Annotated in this window: 12 protein-coding genes; 4 read left to right on the forward strand and 8 right to left on the reverse strand. The window is 70.3% G+C overall.

Annotated features, from left to right (window positions below; translation table 11 throughout):
- Window positions 1-172: 172 nt before the first annotated feature.
- The 8 genes from AC0KXH_RS03755 to AC0KXH_RS03790 all read right to left on the reverse strand — a co-directional run bounded on the left by AC0KXH_RS03755 (window position 173) and on the right by AC0KXH_RS03790 (window position 12,412).
- Window positions 173-1,873, reverse strand: coding sequence for a tannase/feruloyl esterase family alpha/beta hydrolase (locus AC0KXH_RS03755; RefSeq protein ID WP_488224184.1), 1,701 nt, complete (start codon window positions 1,871-1,873; stop codon window positions 173-175).
- Window positions 1,874-2,018: 145 nt separating this feature from the next.
- On the reverse strand, window positions 2,019-2,417 hold the full coding sequence (locus AC0KXH_RS03760; protein ID WP_041111312.1) for a DoxX family protein: 399 nt from the start codon (window positions 2,415-2,417) through the stop codon (window positions 2,019-2,021).
- 78 nt (window positions 2,418-2,495) lie between these two features.
- Window positions 2,496-3,968: a sigma-54 interaction domain-containing protein gene (locus AC0KXH_RS03765; protein ID WP_488224185.1), complete on the reverse strand. Its 1,473-nt coding sequence runs from the start codon at window positions 3,966-3,968 to the stop codon at window positions 2,496-2,498.
- Between the two features lie 72 nt (window positions 3,969-4,040).
- The gene (gene trmA, locus AC0KXH_RS03770) at window positions 4,041-5,129 is read right to left on the reverse strand and encodes a tRNA (uridine(54)-C5)-methyltransferase TrmA (RefSeq protein ID WP_165563986.1); all 1,089 of its coding nucleotides are present in this window, start codon (window positions 5,127-5,129) and stop codon (window positions 4,041-4,043) included.
- Window positions 5,130-5,382: 253 nt separating this feature from the next.
- Window positions 5,383-6,678: an NCS2 family permease gene (locus AC0KXH_RS03775; RefSeq protein ID WP_043218612.1), complete on the reverse strand. Its 1,296-nt coding sequence runs from the start codon at window positions 6,676-6,678 to the stop codon at window positions 5,383-5,385.
- A 139-nt stretch (window positions 6,679-6,817) separates the two neighbouring features.
- A complete protein-coding gene (locus tag AC0KXH_RS03780; RefSeq protein ID WP_488224186.1) occupies window positions 6,818-8,278 on the reverse strand; it encodes an efflux transporter outer membrane subunit in 1,461 nt (486 codons plus the stop codon).
- On the reverse strand, window positions 8,278-11,328 hold the full coding sequence (locus tag AC0KXH_RS03785) for an efflux RND transporter permease subunit (RefSeq protein ID WP_488224187.1): 3,051 nt from the start codon (window positions 11,326-11,328) through the stop codon (window positions 8,278-8,280). Before AC0KXH_RS03785 ends, AC0KXH_RS03780 begins: the two co-directional genes overlap by 1 nt.
- A 4-nt stretch (window positions 11,329-11,332) precedes the next feature.
- Window positions 11,333-12,412 carry an efflux RND transporter periplasmic adaptor subunit gene (locus AC0KXH_RS03790; protein ID WP_488224188.1) on the reverse strand — a complete coding sequence of 360 codons (1,080 nt, stop codon included), beginning with the start codon at window positions 12,410-12,412 and terminating at the stop codon, window positions 11,333-11,335.
- Window positions 12,413-12,606: 194 nt separating this feature from the next.
- Here AC0KXH_RS03790 and AC0KXH_RS03795 point away from each other — a divergent pair, with 194 nt between their 5' ends.
- From AC0KXH_RS03795 to AC0KXH_RS03810, 4 genes are all read left to right on the forward strand, one after another.
- Window positions 12,607-13,569 (forward strand): XdhC family protein, encoded by a 963-nt coding sequence (locus AC0KXH_RS03795; RefSeq protein ID WP_428744199.1) that lies wholly within the window; start codon window positions 12,607-12,609, stop codon window positions 13,567-13,569.
- A gap of 96 nt (window positions 13,570-13,665) precedes the next feature.
- Window positions 13,666-14,184 carry a (2Fe-2S)-binding protein gene (locus AC0KXH_RS03800; RefSeq protein ID WP_041103766.1) on the forward strand — a complete coding sequence of 173 codons (519 nt, stop codon included), beginning with the start codon at window positions 13,666-13,668 and terminating at the stop codon, window positions 14,182-14,184.
- On the forward strand, window positions 14,181-15,167 hold the full coding sequence (locus AC0KXH_RS03805) for an FAD binding domain-containing protein (protein ID WP_061340107.1): 987 nt from the start codon (window positions 14,181-14,183) through the stop codon (window positions 15,165-15,167). Before AC0KXH_RS03800 ends, AC0KXH_RS03805 begins: the two co-directional genes overlap by 4 nt.
- A complete protein-coding gene (locus AC0KXH_RS03810) occupies window positions 15,164-17,368 on the forward strand; it encodes a xanthine dehydrogenase family protein molybdopterin-binding subunit (protein ID WP_488224189.1) in 2,205 nt (734 codons plus the stop codon). Before AC0KXH_RS03805 ends, AC0KXH_RS03810 begins: the two co-directional genes overlap by 4 nt.
- Window positions 17,369-17,382: the final 14 nt, after the last annotated feature.

The raw sequence follows: 17,382 nt of genomic DNA on the forward strand, positions 1-17,382 counted from the left end.
GGAGCGAAAGGCGTGCCAGCCGTGCGGCATCGTCGGTAGCGGTCGCCCGCCGGCCCGTGGCGAGGCCTGCAGGCAGTCAAGGCGAGGGATGGACATGTCCAGTTGGCTGGACATGTCCATCAGGGCTGACGGCTGGTCGGCTCGGGGTGTCCAGCTGGCTGGACGCTGCCTGTCAGCGGTGTGCACCCCGGATGGGGCTGCAGACAAAGCTCTCGGCGCGGTTGACGTCACCCTTGCCGACATAGCGTGGCCAGCTCGGGTACTCGCATAGCGGCCGCGTGCGGCCCGGCACCCCGACCGTATCGGTGACGGTCTGGCGGCGTGGCGCACGGCCGTGCTCGACCCAGGCCTCGAGGGCGCTCAAGGAGTCCCAGGCGGCGTTGAATTGGGTACTGGCGGCGTGGCCATAGCCGGGGATCTCGTAATAGCGCAGGAACTGGCGTGTCTTGCCCGGGCCCATGTCGCGGCGGATGCGCCGGTAGTACTCGGCGCTGGCGCGGCTGCTGACCAGCTGGTCGGCGGTGCCATGGGCGATGAGCAGCTTGCCGCCGGCTCTGGCGAAGGCCGAAAGGTCGGTGCGGTTGACGTCCTGGCGCAGCGACAGCTGATCGATGCGCGCCTGCCAGGGGCCGGGCCGCTGCGGGTCGAAGGTCAGCGAGTCGAAGGCCGGGTTGCGTGTCACGAAGTGGCGGATCCACTCGTCCCAGAAACCGGCGTGGTAGGGCGCGCCCTCCTCGAAGCCGGTGCCATGCGGCGGCATCGGGTAGGCCGGCGGCAGGGTGTTCAGGCCCAGCCGGTTGACCACCTGCTGCAGGCCACTGCCGGGGCGGCCGAAGTCGGTGCCCCAGGCGTTGAAGCCCGGGTAGCCGCGTTCGCCGCTGGCCAGCGGCCTGGCGAAGCGGATCGGCGTGTCGATTACGCGCAGGGCGGCGATCTGCGCATCCGACAGGCAGCGCTCGCCGCCCGCGGCGCCGCCTCGGCAACGCAGCGGGCGGCCATCGAGCCGGGCCCGCGCGGGGTCGAAGCGCGCATTGCAGGCGGCCTGGTGGCTGATCACGCGGTCGCGCACGCCGTCCAGCTGATCGCAGGCCTGCAGCGCCGCCTCGAGCAGGGCGGCGCGCTGCTCCAGGCTGGGAAAGGCACCGGGTGCGGCCAGGGCGCGGCTGATGCGGCCGAACTGCAGGTTCAGCGCGGCGGCGTTGTAGGCGGGGTAGAGGGCGATCGCACCCTGGAAGTCGGTCGGCCATTGCTGCACCATTGCCAGCGCCTCGCGCCCGCCGGTGGAACCGCCGGCGAAGTAGCTGCGTTCGGGCGCAGCGCCGTAGCGCAGGCGGATCACCTCGATCGCGGTGTCGCGGGTCTTTTTCAGCGCGTCGTGCGCGTAGTTGGCCAGCGCTTCTTCGTTCCAGGCGAAGGCGCCGGGGTGCAGCGGGTCGGCGACATGCCCCGAGTCGCTGCCGAACACCGCATAGCCCCGGCCCAGCGGTGTGGGCCGGCCCAGCGGGCCGGCCGGAACGTTGCCGGCGACGTTCGGCACGCTGCCGTTGTAGCCGCCACCGCCGAGCATCAGGGCCTTGCGGTTCCAGCGCTCGGGCAGCGCCAGGCGCATGCGGATCGCCGGTGCGGCGGGATCGACCGGGCGAATCTCGGCGCTCAGGTCGCAGTAGGCCGGAGTCGTGCCGTCGGCCGGCCTGGCCACGGCGGCGGTGACCTGCGCACCACGGGTCGGCAGGGCGATGGCCTCGGCCGGTATGCCGGTGCCGATCAGCTCGGCGCAGCCGGCGGCCGTAGCCGTTTCGCTGGCCAGGGCAAGGCAAAGCGAAGCCAGCGGCAGGCCGACGCGAGCCAGTGCAAGAGGGGGTATCGAAGGCATGGATGGGTCCTTTTTCTTGTTATCGATCGGTTGCGTCAAGGCGACGCAAGGACCGCTCAAGCCAATGCCATGCCAGTGAAACGAAGGGGGCGCGCGAAGGCGATGATCGGTCGCCCGGCGCGGCGGCACCGGGCGCCAGGCGCGGCTAGTTGAAGCGGGCGTTCGCCCCGCCGAGGCTGAAGCGCCCGGCACCAAGCAGCAGGATCGCCAGCGAGCCGAACAGGAACAGCGCCTGCAGTTCGATCGCCCAGCCGCCCATCGGCCCCAGCGAGGCCAGCTCGGCGCGGTGCGCCAGGGCCAGGGCGACCAGCATGTTGCCCAGCATCAGCAGGGCGCCGAGGCGCGTGTACAGGCCGAGGATCACCAGCAGCGGGCCGACCACCTCGCCGAGGTAGACGCCATAGGCGAGCACGCTCGGCAGCCCATGGCCGGCGAGCATGCCGGCGATGCCGTCGACGCCATGCAGCAGCTTGTGAATCCCGTGCAGCAGAATCAGCACGCCCACGGCCAGTCTCAAAACCAGTTTGCCTGCATCGTCGGTCATCGCATCCCACCCCTGACGGCGCCGGAAATCGGCGGCCCTGCCATGAAGGTAGAACAGCCGGCCCGATCCTGCCGCGGTTCAGCGCCCGCCGATGCCGTGCAGCTGGAGCTTGCTGTAGAGGCTTGCACGCGAGATCCCGAGCACCCCCGCGGCGCGCCGGCGATTGCCCGCGCAGGCCTGCAGGGCATGCTGCAGGGCCTGGCGCTCGGCTTCGGCCAGGGTCATGGCCAGCGGTGGCACGGGGGCGCCCGGTTCCGGCGAGGAAGCGACGGCAGCCGGCGCCGCGACGGCGACTGCCGGCTCGCCCTCGGTGACGGGCTCGGCGAGCAGCGGCAGCAGGTCGGTGGCGGTCAGCTGCGGGCCTTCGGCACACAACTGTGCGCGTTCGAGCAGGTTGCCCAGCTCCCGCACGTTGCCGCGCCAGGGTTGCGCGCAGAGCAGGGCCAGCGCCTCCTGGCTCAGCTCCATCGGCGCCTGCCCGGAGCGGTTGGCGATGTCGTCGAGCAGATGTTCGACCAGCGCCGGGATGTCCGTCGGGCGCTCGCGCAGCGCCAGGACGTTGAGCCGATAGTAGAGGTCGTCACGGAATTCACCGGCGGCCACCCTGGCCTCGAGGTCGATGTGCGTGGCGGCGATCACCCGCACGTTCAGCGGCTTGACCTGATTGGAGCCCAGCGGCTCGACCTCCTGCTCCTGCAGCACGCGCAGCAGCTTGGCCTGCAGCGCCAGCGGCAGGTCGCCGATCTCGTCGAGGAACAGGGTGCCGCCATTGGCGACCTCGAACTTGCCGATGCGCGCCTTGCGGTCGGCCCCGGTGAAGGCGCCGGGCGCGGTGCCGAACAGCTCGGCTTCCACCAGGCTTTCCGGGATCGCCGCGACGTTCACCGCGACGAAGGGGCCGCGCGCCCGTGGCGAGAGGTTGTGGATGCCCTGGGCGAGCAGTTCCTTGCCGGTGCCGGTCTCGCCGCGCAGCAGCACCGTGGCGTCGAGCTGCGCGGCCCAGCGGGCCTGGCGCTTGATCTCGCCGGCCGCGGCACTGGTGCCGATGAAGCCGGCGATGGTGTAGCGCGCACGGCGGGCCTTGGCCAGTTCGTTCTGGGTGGCCAGCAGCTGGGTCTGCAGGTGGCTGTACTTGGCCATCAGCGGCTTGAGGTGGCGGGCGCGGTCGAACAGCACGAAGCCCAGCGCGCCGACCAGCGTGCCGTCCTCGTCGCGCAGCGGGATGCGGGTGACCACGAAGTGCTCGCTGCCAAAGGCCATCAAATCGAGCATGCTCGGTTGGCCGCTCTGTACCACTTCGCGCAGGCGGCTGGCCGGCAGTACCTGCTCGACTTCCTTGCCCAGCGCGCTGGCCGGCTCGCGGATGCCGATCTTCTCGGCGTACTTGTCGTTCATCCAGACGATGCGCGCTTCGCGGTTGACCGCGATGGTCCCCTCGCACTGCGCATTCAGGTGATCGAACAGCAGCGGCATGGCCATGGCGCGAAAGCGCTCGGGCGATACGCCGATGATCAGGCCGTGTTGGTCCAGGTATTCGCGCGCGATGGCCATGGCAGCTCGGTCTCGTTCTTGTGCGACCGATTATGGAAGTGCGCCGCCGCCAGGGGCAAGGCGGCGCATGGCTCAGCGGCGGACCAGCAGCACCCCGGCTTCCATGTGGTGGGTATAGGGGAACTGGTCGAACAGCGCACAACGCTCGATGCGATGGGTGTCGTGCAGCTGGGCGATGTTGGCGGCCAGCGTCTCGGGGTTGCAGGAGATGTAGAGGATGCGCTCGAAGCGGCGGGCCAGCTCGCAGGTGTCCGGGTCCATGCCGGCGCGCGGCGGGTCGACGAAAATGCTGCCGAACTGGTAGCTCTTCAGGTCGATGTGGGCCAGCCGGCGGAACGGGCGCACCTCGTTGAGGGCCTGGGTCAGCTCCTCGGCGGAGAGGCGCACCAGTTCGATATTGCCTGCGCCGTTATCCGCGATGTTGGCCAGCGCGGCGTTGACCGAGGCCTTGCTGATCTCGGTGGCCAGCACCCGGCGCACGCGGGTGGCCAGCGGCAGGGTGAAATTGCCGTTGCCGCAGTAGAGCTCGAGCAGGTCGTCGTCGCGCTCGCCGAGCGCCTCGTACGCCCAGCCCAGCATCTTCTGGCAGACCTCGCCGTTGGGCTGGGTGAAGGCGCCTTCCGGCTGGCGGTAGCGGAAGGTCCGCCCGGCGACCACCAGCTCCTCTTCCACGTAATCGCGGCCGATGACGATGCGCTTGCCCTTCGAACGGCCGACCAGGCTCACACCCAGCCGGGCGGCGAGCTGTTCGGCTTCGGCCTGCCAGGCCTCGTCCAGCGGGCGGTGATAGGCGAGGGTGATCAGCGCGTCGCCGGCCAGCGTGGTGAGGAATTCGACCTGGAACAGCTTGAAACCGAGGACTTCCGAAGCCTGCCAGGCGGCCTTCAGCTGTGGCATCAGCTCGTTGATGCGGCGGCTGGCGATGGGGAAGTCGTCGATCAGGATCGCCTTGTGCTTGTCGCCGGGCTCGAACATCGCGTAGTGCCGCTGGCCATCCTCGCGCCACAGGCGGAACTCGGCACGCAGGCGGTAATGCTCGCGCGGCGAGTCGAAGACCTCCGCTGCCGGTGCGGCGAAGGGCGCCAGCAGCTCCGCCAGCCGGGCGGCTTTCTCGGCGAGTTGGGCGGCGTAGGTGGCGGGGTCGAATTGCGGAGCGCTCATGATGGCTCTTGAAATGGTAGGTAGATCTTAGGTGGAAGGCGGTTTTTTCATCCACCGTTCGCGTGACAAAGGTGGATGGAAAAACCTCATCCACCTGCGCAACAGCAAGGGCGCGGATTGTACGGCGCGCCGGCGCGGGTTGTCAGGGCTGGTCCGGTCCCGCACGGGGCTTTGGTGGGCTGAAGCCCACCCGACGCCTGAGCGTTGTGCGGGGACGGTAGGGTGGGCTTCAGCCCACCGCTACCAGGCGCCATCAGCCGTTGAAGAAGCCCAGCTTGATCACGAACAGCGCCGAGAGGATCCACATCGCCGGGCTCAGCTCGCGCCAGCGGCCGGCCAGCAGCTTGATGGCGGTCCAGGCGATGAAGCCGAAGGCGATGCCGTTGGCGATGGAGAAGGTCAGCGGCATGGCCAGCGCGGCGATGGCCACCGGCGCGGCGACGGTGAGGTCGTCCCAGTCGATGCCGGCCAGGCTGCTCATCATCAGCACGGCGACGAACAGCAGCGCCGGGGCGGTGGCGTAGGCTGGCACGGCGCCAGCCAGCGGGGCGAAGAACAGGCTGAGCAGGAACAGCAGGGCGACCACGCAGGCGGTCAGGCCCGTGCGCCCGCCGGAGCTGATGCCGGCGGCCGACTCGATGTAGCTGGTGGTGGTCGAGGTGCCCAGCGCGGCACCGGCCATGGTTGCGGTGCTGTCGGCCAGCAGGGCGCGGCCCAGGCGCGGCATGCGGCCGTCCTTGTCCAGCAGGTCGGCCTTCTGCGCGACACCGATCAGGGTGCCGGAGGTGTCGAACAGGTCGACGAAGAGAAAGGCGAAGATCACCGAGAGCAGGCCGATGTCCAGTGCGCCGGCGATGTCCAGTTGCAGCAGGGTCGGCGCCAGCGACGGCGGCATCGAGACCACCGAGCCCAGTTCGGAGAGGCCGAGCACGATCGACAGCCCGGTGACCAGCAGGATGCCGATCATCACCGCGCCGGTGACCTTGCGGTAGGCCAGTGCGGCGATCACGAAGAAGCCCAGGCAGGCCAGCAGTGGCCCGCCGCTGGTGAGGTCGCCGAGGCCGACCAGGGTGGCCGGGTTGTCGACCACGATGCCGGCGTTCTTCAGCGCGATGATCGCCAGGAACAGGCCGATGCCCGCGGCGATGCCGGCGCGCAGGGCCAGCGGAATGCTGTGGATGATCCACTCGCGGATCTTGAAGATCGACAGCGCGAAGAAGATCGCACCGGAGAGGAACACGGCGCCCAGCGCGGTCTGCCAGGTGTAGCCCATGGTCAGCACCACGGTGTAGGTGAAGAAGGCGTTCAGTCCCATGCCCGGCGCCAGCGCGATCGGGTAGTTGGCCAGCAGGCCCATCACCGCCGAACCGATGGCCGCGGCCAGGCAGGTGGCGACGAACACCGCGCCGTGGTCCATCCCGGCCTCGGCAAGGATGCTCGGGTTGACGAACAGGATGTAGGCCATCGTCAGAAAGGTCGTGAGACCGGCGAGGATCTCGGTGCGCACCGTGGTGTGGTGAGCCTTGAGTTGGAACAGCTTTTCCAGCATGGGATTTCCCTTGTTTACCGGTCTTGATCGGAGACGTTCGCGCGCTCTTTAGCAAAGCCCAAGGTCGCGCCAGTGGCAAAAGCCGCGGATATTACACCGCCAGCCGGTAGCGGTGCAGCGCCGCGAGCGTCGCAGCCGATCAGTCGTCGCCGGCGTGCGCGGGGCCCTCGCTCGCGCCCGTCCAACCGCCCCCCAGCGCGACGAACAGGGCGACCTGGGCGGTGGCCAACGCCGAGCGCCCGGCGACCGCGCGCTGGCGCGCCTGGAGCGCGCCGCGCTGGGCGTCGAGCACTTCGCTGAGGTTCACCTCGCCGACCCGGTAGCTGCGCTGGGCCAGGGCATAGGCGCGCTGGCGATGCGCCAGGGTGCGTTCGAGCGCGGCGTGCCGCCGGGTCTGCCCGTCGATCCGCGCCAGCGCGCGCTCGACCTCTTCCAGCGCCTCGGCCAGGGCCTGCTCGAAACCGATGTAGGCGCTGCGGTTCTCGACATCGGCCAGGTCGATGGCCGCGCCGCGCCGGCGGTAGTCGAGAAACGGCAGGCCAAAGGTCGCGCCGACCCGGGCGAAGTTCGACGCGCTGGAAATCGCGTCCCCCAGGGCCAGCCCCGAACGGCCGACCGCGGCCTGTACGGCCAGGGTCGGGAACAGGTCGCGGCGTGCCGCCAGCGCCTCCAGTTCGCTGCCGCGCAGGCGTGCCGCCTCGGCGATCAGGTCCGGCCGTCGGCGCAGCAGGTCGATCGGCTGGCCGGCCGGGATGGGGCCCTGCGCCAGCGGGATCGGCGCCGGCTCGGCCAGCCGGGCGGCATGGCTGCCCGGTGGCTCGGCCAGCAGCGTATCGAGTGCGAGCCCGGCTTCGGCCAGGTCGATCTCCAGCGCGCCGAGCTCGGCTTCAAGCCCGGCGCGCTCCGCCGCGGTGGCCTCGACGTCCAGGCGGGTCACTTCGCCGGCATGGAACAGCAGCCCGGCGATGCGCTCGAGTTCGCGGGCAATGGCGATGGCCTCGACCAGCAAGGCGCGCTGCGCCGCCAGCGCCCGCAACTGCAGGTAGCCCTGCGCGGCGTTGGCGGCCACCGCCAGGCGGGCGGCGACCGCCTGCGCCTGGGCCGAGCGCAACGCCTGGCCGGCGGCCTCGCTGCGGGCTCGGGTGGCGCCGAACAGGTCGAGCTCCCAGGTGGCCTGCAGGGCCAGCTCCCAGCTGTCGAAGCTGATCCAGTCGTCGTCCGGCACGATCTCGGCGAGCGGGCCTTCGGCCGGCGCCTGCTGATCGTTCTCGATCCATTGCCGGCTGGCCGAGCCGGGCAGGTCGAAGGTCGGGAACAGCCCGGCGCGCGACTGGCGCAGCTGCGCGCGTGCCGCCTCGACCCGCTGCATGGCCAGGCGCACGTCATGGTTGCGCTGCATGGCGCGCTGCACCACGGCGCTCAGCTGCGGGTCGTCGAAGCGCTGCCACCAGTCGGCCAGCGCCTGCTCATCGAGCGGGGCGGCCGAGGCCGGGCCGAACCACTCGGGCGGCAGCTCGGGCGGCGGTTGCGGCGGGACGCTCGTGCAGGCAGCAAGCGCCAGCGTGGCCGCCAGCACGGCGGATAGGGCAGTGCGAGCCATCATGCGGTTTCCTCCGCGCGCACGCGCATGAACAGCAGGTACAGGCAGGGCACGGCGAGCAGGGTCAGCAGCGTCGCGAAGCTCAGGCCACCCATGATGGTGACGGCCATGTTGGCGAAGAACGGGTCGAATAGCAGTGGGATCATGCCCGCCACCGTGGTGCCGGCGGCCATTACCACCGGGCGCAGGCGCGAGGCGGAGGCTTCGACGATGGCGGTCAGGCGCGGCACCTGGTCGTCGATCTGCCGATCGATCTCGTCGACCAGCACCACCGCATTCTTGATCAACATGCCGGTCAGGCTGAGCAGGCCGAGCAGGGCCATGAAGCCGAACGACTGACCGGTGACCAGCAGGCCGAAGGTCACCCCGCAGATGGCCATTGGCACCACCAGCCAGATCATCAGCGGCTGGCGCACGCGGGCGAACAGCAACACGGTGACCAGCACCATGGCCAGGTACGGCGTGGCCAGTGTGCTGGCCAGCGCCTGCTGCGCCTCGCTGGACTGCTCGTAGTCGCCACCCCATTCCAGGCGGTAGTCCGGCGGCAGGTCGAGGCTCTCGATCAGCGGACGAATACGCTGATGGGCGGCGTTGGTGTTTTCGCCGTCCAGCGGCTCGGCGCGGATGGCAATGGTGCGCACCCGGTCGTAGCGGCCGATGAGGGTGTTCTCGGTGACCGGCTCGACGCCGTCGGCGACCTGGGCCAGTGGCACGTAGCGCGCGCTCGCCGGGCTCCAGATCAGGCGTTGCAAGAGGTCGTCGTCGCTGGCGCGGTCTTCCGGCGCCGCGCGCAGCAGGATCGGTACCAGCTCGTCGCGCTCGCGCAGCTGGCTCACCTGCTGGCCCTCGCTGGCCACCGACAGCGAGCGCGCGACCGCCTGGCGCGTCAGGCCGGCATCGGCCAGCCGGTCGAGCGCCAGGCGCGGCTGCAGGACCGGCACCGGCTGGCGCCAGTTGTCGCGGATGTTGAACACCCGGCCCTGCTCCTCGAGCCGGCGCTGGCCCTCGTTCGACAGGGCGCGCAGGGTGGCGATGTCCGGCCCGCTGATGCGGGCCTCCAGCTTGGATTCGGCGTTGGGGCCGAACATGAACTGCATGGCCGCGACGTCCGCCGAGGGGTAGCGACGCGGCAGGCGATCGTTGATCTCGCGCACCAGGCCCTCGATGCGTTCGGCGTCGCGGGTGCGCACCAGAAAGTGCATCAACGCCGAGTTCGGCTGCTCGGGCATGTAGGTGAGCATGAAGCGCGAGGCGCCGGCGCCGACGAAAGTGGAGACGTCGGTGACGCCGTCGAGCCCGGCCAGGTACTGGCCGACCTCCTCGGCGGTGCGGCTGGTCTCGCGGATATGGGTGCCCTGGGGGAGGAACAGGTTGACGTAGAAGATCGGTGTGCTCGACGGCGGAAAGAAGCTCTGCGGCAGGCGGGTGAAGCCGAACAGGCTGAGCGCGGTCAGGCCGACCAGCACCGCGACCGTCAGCCAGGCGTGCCGCAGCACGCCCCGCACCAGCCGGCGGAAGCGGTCGTAGAGCGGGCCATGGTAGGGCTCGTCGGGTTCCTTGTCGCTGTCTGGCTGGCGCGACTCGAGCAGGTAGTGACCGAACAGCGGGACCGCCAGCAGCGCCAGCAGCCAGCTCAGCAGCAGCGAGACGGCGATGACGAAGAACAGCGAGAAGAGAAACTCGCCGGTGGTGTCCTGCGACAGGCCGATGCCGGCAAAGGCCAGGATGCCGATGATGGTCGAGCCGAGCAGCGCCCACTGGGTCTGGCGCAGCGTCTGCTGTGCGGCCTGCAGAATGCTCTGCCCGCGTCGCTGCTGGATCAGCATGCCATCGCAGACCACCACCGCGTTGTCCACCAGCATGCCCATGGCGATGATCAGCGCGCCCAGCGAGATGCGTTCGAGCTCGATGCCGGCTAGCCACATGACGAACAGCGTGCCGAGCACCGTGAGAAACAGCACCGCACCGATGATCGCGCCGGCGCGCAGGCCCATCGCCAGGCACAGCACGCCGACCACGATGGCCACCGAGAGGAAGACGTTCAGCGCGAAGCTGTTGACCGATTCATCGACGATGCGGTGCTGCTGGTACAGCGGGTGCAGTTCGGCGCCGACCGGCATGCGGTAGTGGATGGCCTCCAGCGTGGCCTCCACGCGTTCGCCGACCTCGACGATGTTGCTCCCGGAAATGCCGCTGATGCCCAGCGTCAGCGCCGGCTCGCCGTTGTGCCGGATGATCTGCCGCGGGCGCTCGGCATAGTCGCGGCGAATGCTGGCGATGCTGCCCAGATCGACCCGCCCGTCGCCCTGGCCGACCGGCAGCGCGCGCAGCTCATCGAGCGAGTCGAAGGCGCCGCTGGGGCGCAGGCGCAGGAAGAACTGCCCGCTCTTCACGCCGCCGGCTTCGACCGCAGCGTCGGCGTCGGCCAAGGCCGCGGCGATCTCGTCGGGGCCGATGCGCAGCGCGGCGAGCTGCGCCTGGTCGACCTGGACGACGATCTGCTCTTCCTGCACGCCGGCGATCTCGACCTTGCCCACGCCGTCGGTGGCCAGCAGGCTGCGGCGCAGTTCCTTGGCCAGTTCGTGCAGCTCGTGCGGTGTCATGCCTTCGCCGGTCAGCGCATAGAAGATGCCGTAGACATCGCCGAAGTCGTCGTTGACCTGTGGCGGGCGCGCGCCGGAGGGCAGGTCGCCCTGGGCGTCGCCGACCTTGTTGCGCAGCTCGTCCCAGATCTGTGGCAGGGCATCGCCGGCATAGCGATCCTGGATTTCCACGCGGATTTCGGAGAGTTCGGGCAACGACCGCGAGCGGATCTCCTTGACCTGCGACATCTGCTGGATGGCGCTCTCAAGCGTCTCGGTGACCTGTTGCTCGACCTCCAGCGCGCTGGCGCCGGGGTACTGGGTGTTGATCACCGCTTCCTTGATGGTGAACTCGGGGTCTTCCAGGCGGCCGATCTCGAAGAACGCCACCACGCCGCCGACCAGGCAGGTGAGCACCAGTATCCAGACGTTGACGGCACGAGTGATCGCGTAACGGGCGAAATCCATCGGCTCAGTTCCGCTGCCGCGCTTCGATGGCCTGGCCCTCATGCAGCTTGCTGGCGCCGGCGACGACCAGCGGGCGCCCACCCTCGAGCCCGTCGCCGGCGACCAGCGCGTCGCCTTGCTCGATCGCCTGCAGCTGTACGCGATGCCGGCGGGCGCGGCCGTCGGCGGCGAACCACAGGTAGTGGCTGCCGTCGCTGGCGGTCTGCAGCGCCGCCAGCGGTACACGGAAATGCTCCGGCAGCGGTGCCTGCAGCGCCACCGGACGGACCAGCTCGACGCGCATGGCCATGCCGGGCAACACGTTGACCTCCTCAGGCGACTCGCCCTGCAGGATCAGGCGGTAGGTGCGTGCGCCCTCCTGCGGTTGCGTGCTGTGTTCCTTGTAGCGCAGCGGCAGGCTGAGATCGGCGATCACCAGCCGGCCCTCGGCCTCCAGCTCGGGGCCGAGCGGCAGGCTCAGCGCGGCATTTTCCGGGAGGTCGACGGCGACCTCGACGTGGCCGTTGTCCTGCATGGCGAACACCGGGGTGCCAACCGCGACGACCATGTCCGGCTCGACGAGGCGGCGGGCGATGACGCCGTCGAACGGTGCCTTCAGGCGCGTGCGAGCCAGGTCACGCAAGGCACTGTCGCGCGCCACGCGCGCCGCCACGGTATTGGCCTGCAGCGGCTCGACGGCCGCCGGGGCGAGGATGCCCTCGGCGAGCAGCTCGCGCTTGCGCGCCAGGTCCGCCTCCAGCTGGGCCAGGCGTGCCTTCGCCTCGCGCAGCTGCAGCTGATAGTCGGTGCGGTCGAGTTCGGCCAGCAGCTGGCCGCGCTTGACGTGCGTGCCTTCGTCGACGGCGATGCGCTCGATGCGGCCGGGCACCTCGAACGACAGCTGGGTACTGGTCACGCTCTGCACCACGCCGGCGAAACGCAACGGTTCGGGCGCCGGGCGGGCGGGCTGCAGCGGCTCGACGATCGCCACCCGCGGGGGCTGCGCGGCCGGCTCGCTGTCGTCGGCACAGCCGCCGAGCACCAGCAGGCAGGGCAGCAGCGCAAGCCAGCGGTGCAGCGGTCGGACGGAGGAAGAGGAGGGCATCCGGGCTCCTGGACGTCGAATCGTGGCGGGGACGGCGGGCGCGGCCGTCCGGGACCTTCTGTAGAACACCGCTCGTCGGCAGGAGTTCGTCACGCGAGCACACCCCGGCCCGGCTACGGCGAACCAACCCGCCTGGCGTCCAGTCAGTCAAGACAGGCCGACAACCGCCGGCCATGATCGAGACAGGAGTGGGAATGGACAGCGTGGATCTCGCCGTCCTGCGCCGCGCCCGGCAGTGGCTGGGCGACGGTCGGCAGGTATGGCTCTACACCGTGGTCGAGACCTGGGGCAGCGCGCCGCGGCCGGTCGGCTCCCTGCTGGCGCTGCGCGAGGACGGCCGGGTGGAAGGCTCGGTATCCGGCGGCTGCGTCGAGGACGATCTGCTGGCGCGTATCGGCGACGCGCCCGAACGACAGCGCTGCGAGCTCATCACCTACGGCGTCAGCAAGGAGGAATCGGCGCGCTTCGGCCTGCCCTGTGGCGGCACCCTGCGCCTGGTGCAGGAGCCGCTACGCACGGTCGCCTGGCTCGACGAGCTGCTTGCGCGCTGTTCGGCGCACCAGCGCGTGCTGCGGCGGCTGGACCTGCAGAGCGGCCGGGTCGAGCTGCTGCCGGCCGACGTCCAGACGCAACTGCGCTTCGACGGCCAGACCCTGCAGGCCCCGTTCGGCCCGGCCTGGCGGCTGCTGCTGATCGGTGCCGGGCAACTGTCGCGCTACACCGCCGAGCTCGCCCTGGGGCTCGGCTTCGAAGTGCTGATCTGCGACCCGCGGCCCGGTTACCGGCATGACTGGCCGGCGGCGGTACGCTTCGTTTCGGGCATGCCGGACGACGCGGTGGCGGCGATCGAGCCGGACGCCCACACCGCCATCGTCGCACTGACCCACGACCCGCGGCTGGACGACATGGCGCTGCTCACCGCGCTCGACTCGGCGGCGTTCTACGTCGGCGCCCTGGGGTCGCGGCGCAACAGCAAGGCGCGCAAGGAGCGCTTGCTCGCGCTGGGCCTGCAGGCGAGCGCCGTGGCGCGGCTGCATGGGCCGATCGGCCTGGCCATCGGCAGCCGCACGCCGGCGGAGATCGCGCTGTCGCTGATGGCGCAGGTCGTGGCCATCCGCAACGGGGCCGGCGAGACGCTCGCGCAGCGCTGTGCCTGAGCGGTCGACGAAGCCGCTGAACGATGGATGCGCGCGGCCGGTCGTAACCCCAGATGCACGGATGCCGCCCTTGAGCCACCTGACCGTGAGGCTGCCATGAGCCAGAACCTCCCCGAGGCAGGCGCACCCGCCGCCTGCCACATCACGCTCGAGCTGAACGGCGAACGCCGCGAGCTCGATGTCCAGCCCTGGACCACCCTGCTCGACCTGCTCCGCGACCACCTGGGCCTGACCGGCACGAAGAAGGGCTGCGACCACGGCCAGTGCGGCGCCTGCACCGTGCTTGTCGACGGCCACCGCATCAACAGCTGCCTGAGCCTGGCGGTGATGCAGGACGGCGCGCAGGTGACCACCATCGAAGGCCTGGCCGACGAAGACGCGCTGCACCCGATGCAGGCCGCCTTCGTTCGCCACGATGCCTTTCAGTGCGGCTATTGCACGCCCGGGCAGATCTGCTCGGCGGTAGGCTTGGCCAACGAGAACCGGGCCCGGACCCGCGACGAGCTGCGCGAGCAGATGAGCGGCAACCTGTGCCGCTGCGGCGCCTATCCGAACATCCTCGCCGCCATCGAGGACGCGCTGCCGACCCTGCGCGGCCAGGGAGGCGACGCATGACGCCGTTCAGCTATCACCGCCCCGAGGCGATCGACGAGGCGCTCGCGCTGATCGGCCCGGACAGCCGCTTCATCGCCGGCGGCACCAACCTGCTCGACCTGATGAAGGAAAACGTGCTGCACCCGCGCCGGCTGATCGACATCAACCGCCTGCCGTTGCGCGAGATCACGCCGACGCCCGAAGGCGGCCTGCTGATCGGCGCGCTGGTCGGCAATGCCGAGCTGGCCTGGGACCCGCGCATCGAGGCGCGCTACCCGCTGGTGGCCAAGGCGATCCTCGCCGGCGCCTCGCCGCAGCTGCGCAACATGGCCAGCACCGGCGGCAACCTGCTGCAGCGCACCCGCTGCTACTACTTCTACGACGCGCAGACACCCTGCAACAAACGCGAACCGGGCAGCGGCTGCCCGGCGCGCGACGGCCTCAACCGCATGCACGCGATCCTCGGCGCCAGCGAGGCCTGCGTGGCGGTGCATCCGTCCGACCTCTGCGTGGCGCTGGCGGCGCTGGGCGCGCAGGTTCATACCCAGGGCCCGCAGGGCAAGCGGCGCATCGATTTCGCCGACTTCCACCGCCTGCCGGGCGACGAACCCTGGCGCGACAACAACCTCGATGAGCGCGAGCTGATCACGGCCGTCGAGCTGCCCGCGCAGGGCTACGCCAACCACTGCGCCTATCTCAAGCTGCGCGACCGCGCGTCCTATGCGTTCGCGCTGGTCTCGGTGGCCGCCGCGCTGGATCTCGACGGCGAGCAGATCCGCGGTGCGCGCATCGCCCTGGGCGGTGTGGCGCACAAGCCATGGCGCGTGATCGAGGCCGAGCAACTGCTCTGCGGTCGCCGGGCCGAACCGGCGGCCTTTGCCGAGGCCGCCGAGCGCCTGCTGCAGGGTGCTCAGCCCCTGGCCGGCAATGCCTTCAAGATCGAACTGGCCCGGCGCGCGATCGTTCGCGCGCTCGGCGAAGCCGCAGGAGGAACCCCGCGATGAATACCCTCGCCGCACCCGTCGGTCAGCCCCTGGCCCGGGTCGATGGACCGCTGAAGGTTACCGGCCAGGCGCGCTACGCCGCCGAATTCGATACGCCGGGCCTGCTGCATGGCGTGGTGGTCTGCAGCAGCATCGCCCGCGGCCAGGTGCTGTGCATCGATACCCGCGAGGCCGAGGCGCTCGATGGCGTCGTGCTGGTGCTGACGCACGAGAACCGCCCGCCGGTCGCCAGCTACGACAAGCCCTACCAGGACGACGATGCCGCCGATGGTTCGCCGTTTCGCCCGCTGTTCAACGACCGCGTGCTGTACAACGGCCAGCCGCTCGCGCTGGTCGTCGCCGAAACGCGCGAACTGGCGCGACATGCGGCGTCGCAGGTGCGCATCGAGTACCGCCAGGAGCCGCATCAGACCGACCTGCTGGCCGTCAGCGAGCAGGCGCACGAGGCCCCCGAGCCGCCGCCGGAGCCGCGCGGCGATTTCGCCGGTGCCTTTGCCGTCGCGCCGGTGCGCGTCGAGTGCGAGTACCAGACCCCGGTCGAACATCACAACCCAATGGAAACCCACGCGTCCACGGTGTTCTACCAGCCCGACGGCGAGCTGCTGGTGCACGACAAGACCCAGGGCGTGCAGAACTGCCAGCGCTACCTGGAAAAGGTGTTCGGCATGCAGGGGCGGATCCGCGTGCTCGCGCCTTTCGTCGGGGGCGCCTTCGGCTCGGGCCTGCGCCCGCAGTACCAGCTGCCGCTGGCCGTGATGGCGGCGCTCAAGCTGCATCGCTCGGTGCGCGTGGAGCTGACCCGCCAGCAGATGTTCACCTTTGGCTATCGGCCACGCACGCTGCAGCGCCTGAGCCTGGGCGCCGATCGCGATGGCCGTCTGCAGGCGCTGGCGCACCAGGCCATCGGCCAGACCTCGAGCTTCGAGGACTTCACCGAGCACGAGGTGGACTGGTCGGGCATGCTCTACGCCTGCGACAACGTGCAGCTGGGCTACCGGCTCGCTTCGCTGGACGTCTACACGCCGCTGGACATGCGCGCCCCCGGCGCGGCGATCGGCGTCTTCGCCCTCGAGTGCGCGATGGACGAGCTGGCCTATGCGGCGGGCGTCGACCCGCTGGAACTGCGCCTGCGCAACTACAGCGAGCTCAACGGCAACCAGGGCAAGCGCTATTCGAGCAAGGAGCTGCGTGCCTGCTATTCGCAGGGTGCCGAGCGCTTCGGTTGGTCGCGCCGGCCGGCGGCCCCGCGCAGCCTGCGCGACGGCGACCAGCTGATCGGCATGGGCATGGCCACCGGCGTCTGGGAGGCGCTGCAGATGCCCGCCAGCGCACGGGCCTGCATCGATGCCGATGGCCGCCTGCAGGTCAGCAGCGCCACGGCGGACATCGGTACCGGCACCTACACGGCGATGACCCAGATCGCCGCGGCCGCGCTCGGCCTGCCGATGGAGCGGGTCGACTTCCGCCTGGGGGACTCGAGCCTGCCGCAGGCACCGCTCGAAGGTGGCTCGGCGACCGTTTCCTCGGTGGGCAGCGCGGTGCACCAGGCCTGCCTGGCGCTGCGGCAGAAGCTGCTCGATGCCGCCCAGCAGTCACCGGCCTCGCCGTTCACCGGCGCCGGCATCGACGATGTCGCCTTCAGCAACGGCAGCATGCGCCTCAAGCGCCCGCCGTATTCGGCGGTCGAACTCGAGCGCATCGTCGAGGTCAGCGGGGCGCTGGACGCCGAGGTGCGCGTCGAGCCCGGCGAGCAGCGCAAGAACTGGGCGACCGGCACGCACTCGGCGGTGTTCGTCGAGGTGCGGGTGGATGAAGCGCTGGGCACGGTGAAGGTCAGCCGGGTGGTCAGCGCGGTGGCCGCCGGGCGTGTGGTCAATCCGAAGACCGCGGGCAACCAGATCGTTGGCGGTGTTGTCTGGGGCATCGGCCAGGCGCTGCACGAGGAAACGCTGATCGACCATCGCCTGGGGCGCTACATGAATCACAACCTGGCCGAGTATCACCTGCCGGTGAACGCCGACATCCCGGAGATCGACGTGATCTTCGTCGAGGAGCACGACAGCGTGGTCAACGACCTGGGCTCCAAGGGCGTCGGCGAGATCGGCATCGTCGGGGTCGCCGCAGCGGTGGCCAATGCCATCTACCATGCCACCGGCAAGCGCGTGCGCGAACTGCCGATCACCCTCGACAAGCTGCTCTAGCGGAGCGCGCACGG

The sequence above is a fragment of the Stutzerimonas sp. CXK-1 genome (genome assembly GCF_057738225.1).

Bases quoted from the DNA above. Each gene is read 5' to 3' on its own strand.
- AC0KXH_RS03775 (WP_043218612.1), bottom strand. From the start codon at position 6,678: ATGCTGGAAAAGCTGTTCCAACTCAAGGCTCACCACACCACGGTGCGC.
- trmA (WP_165563986.1), bottom strand. From the start codon at position 5,129: ATGAGCGCTCCGCAATTCGACCCCGCCACCTACGCCGCCCAACTCGCC.
- AC0KXH_RS03795 (WP_428744199.1), top strand. From the start codon at position 12,607: ATGGACAGCGTGGATCTCGCCGTCCTGCGCCGCGCCCGGCAGTGGCTG.
- AC0KXH_RS03805 (WP_061340107.1), top strand. From the start codon at position 14,181: ATGACGCCGTTCAGCTATCACCGCCCCGAGGCGATCGACGAGGCGCTC.
- AC0KXH_RS03800 (WP_041103766.1), top strand. From the start codon at position 13,666: ATGAGCCAGAACCTCCCCGAGGCAGGCGCACCCGCCGCCTGCCACATC.
- AC0KXH_RS03790 (WP_488224188.1), bottom strand. From the start codon at position 12,412: ATGCCCTCCTCTTCCTCCGTCCGACCGCTGCACCGCTGGCTTGCGCTG.
- AC0KXH_RS03810 (WP_488224189.1), top strand. From the start codon at position 15,164: ATGAATACCCTCGCCGCACCCGTCGGTCAGCCCCTGGCCCGGGTCGAT.
- AC0KXH_RS03765 (WP_488224185.1), bottom strand. From the start codon at position 3,968: ATGGCCATCGCGCGCGAATACCTGGACCAACACGGCCTGATCATCGGC.
- AC0KXH_RS03785 (WP_488224187.1), bottom strand. From the start codon at position 11,328: ATGGATTTCGCCCGTTACGCGATCACTCGTGCCGTCAACGTCTGGATA.
- AC0KXH_RS03760 (WP_041111312.1), bottom strand. From the start codon at position 2,417: ATGACCGACGATGCAGGCAAACTGGTTTTGAGACTGGCCGTGGGCGTG.
- AC0KXH_RS03780 (WP_488224186.1), bottom strand. From the start codon at position 8,278: ATGGCTCGCACTGCCCTATCCGCCGTGCTGGCGGCCACGCTGGCGCTT.
- AC0KXH_RS03755 (WP_488224184.1), bottom strand. From the start codon at position 1,873: ATGCCTTCGATACCCCCTCTTGCACTGGCTCGCGTCGGCCTGCCGCTG.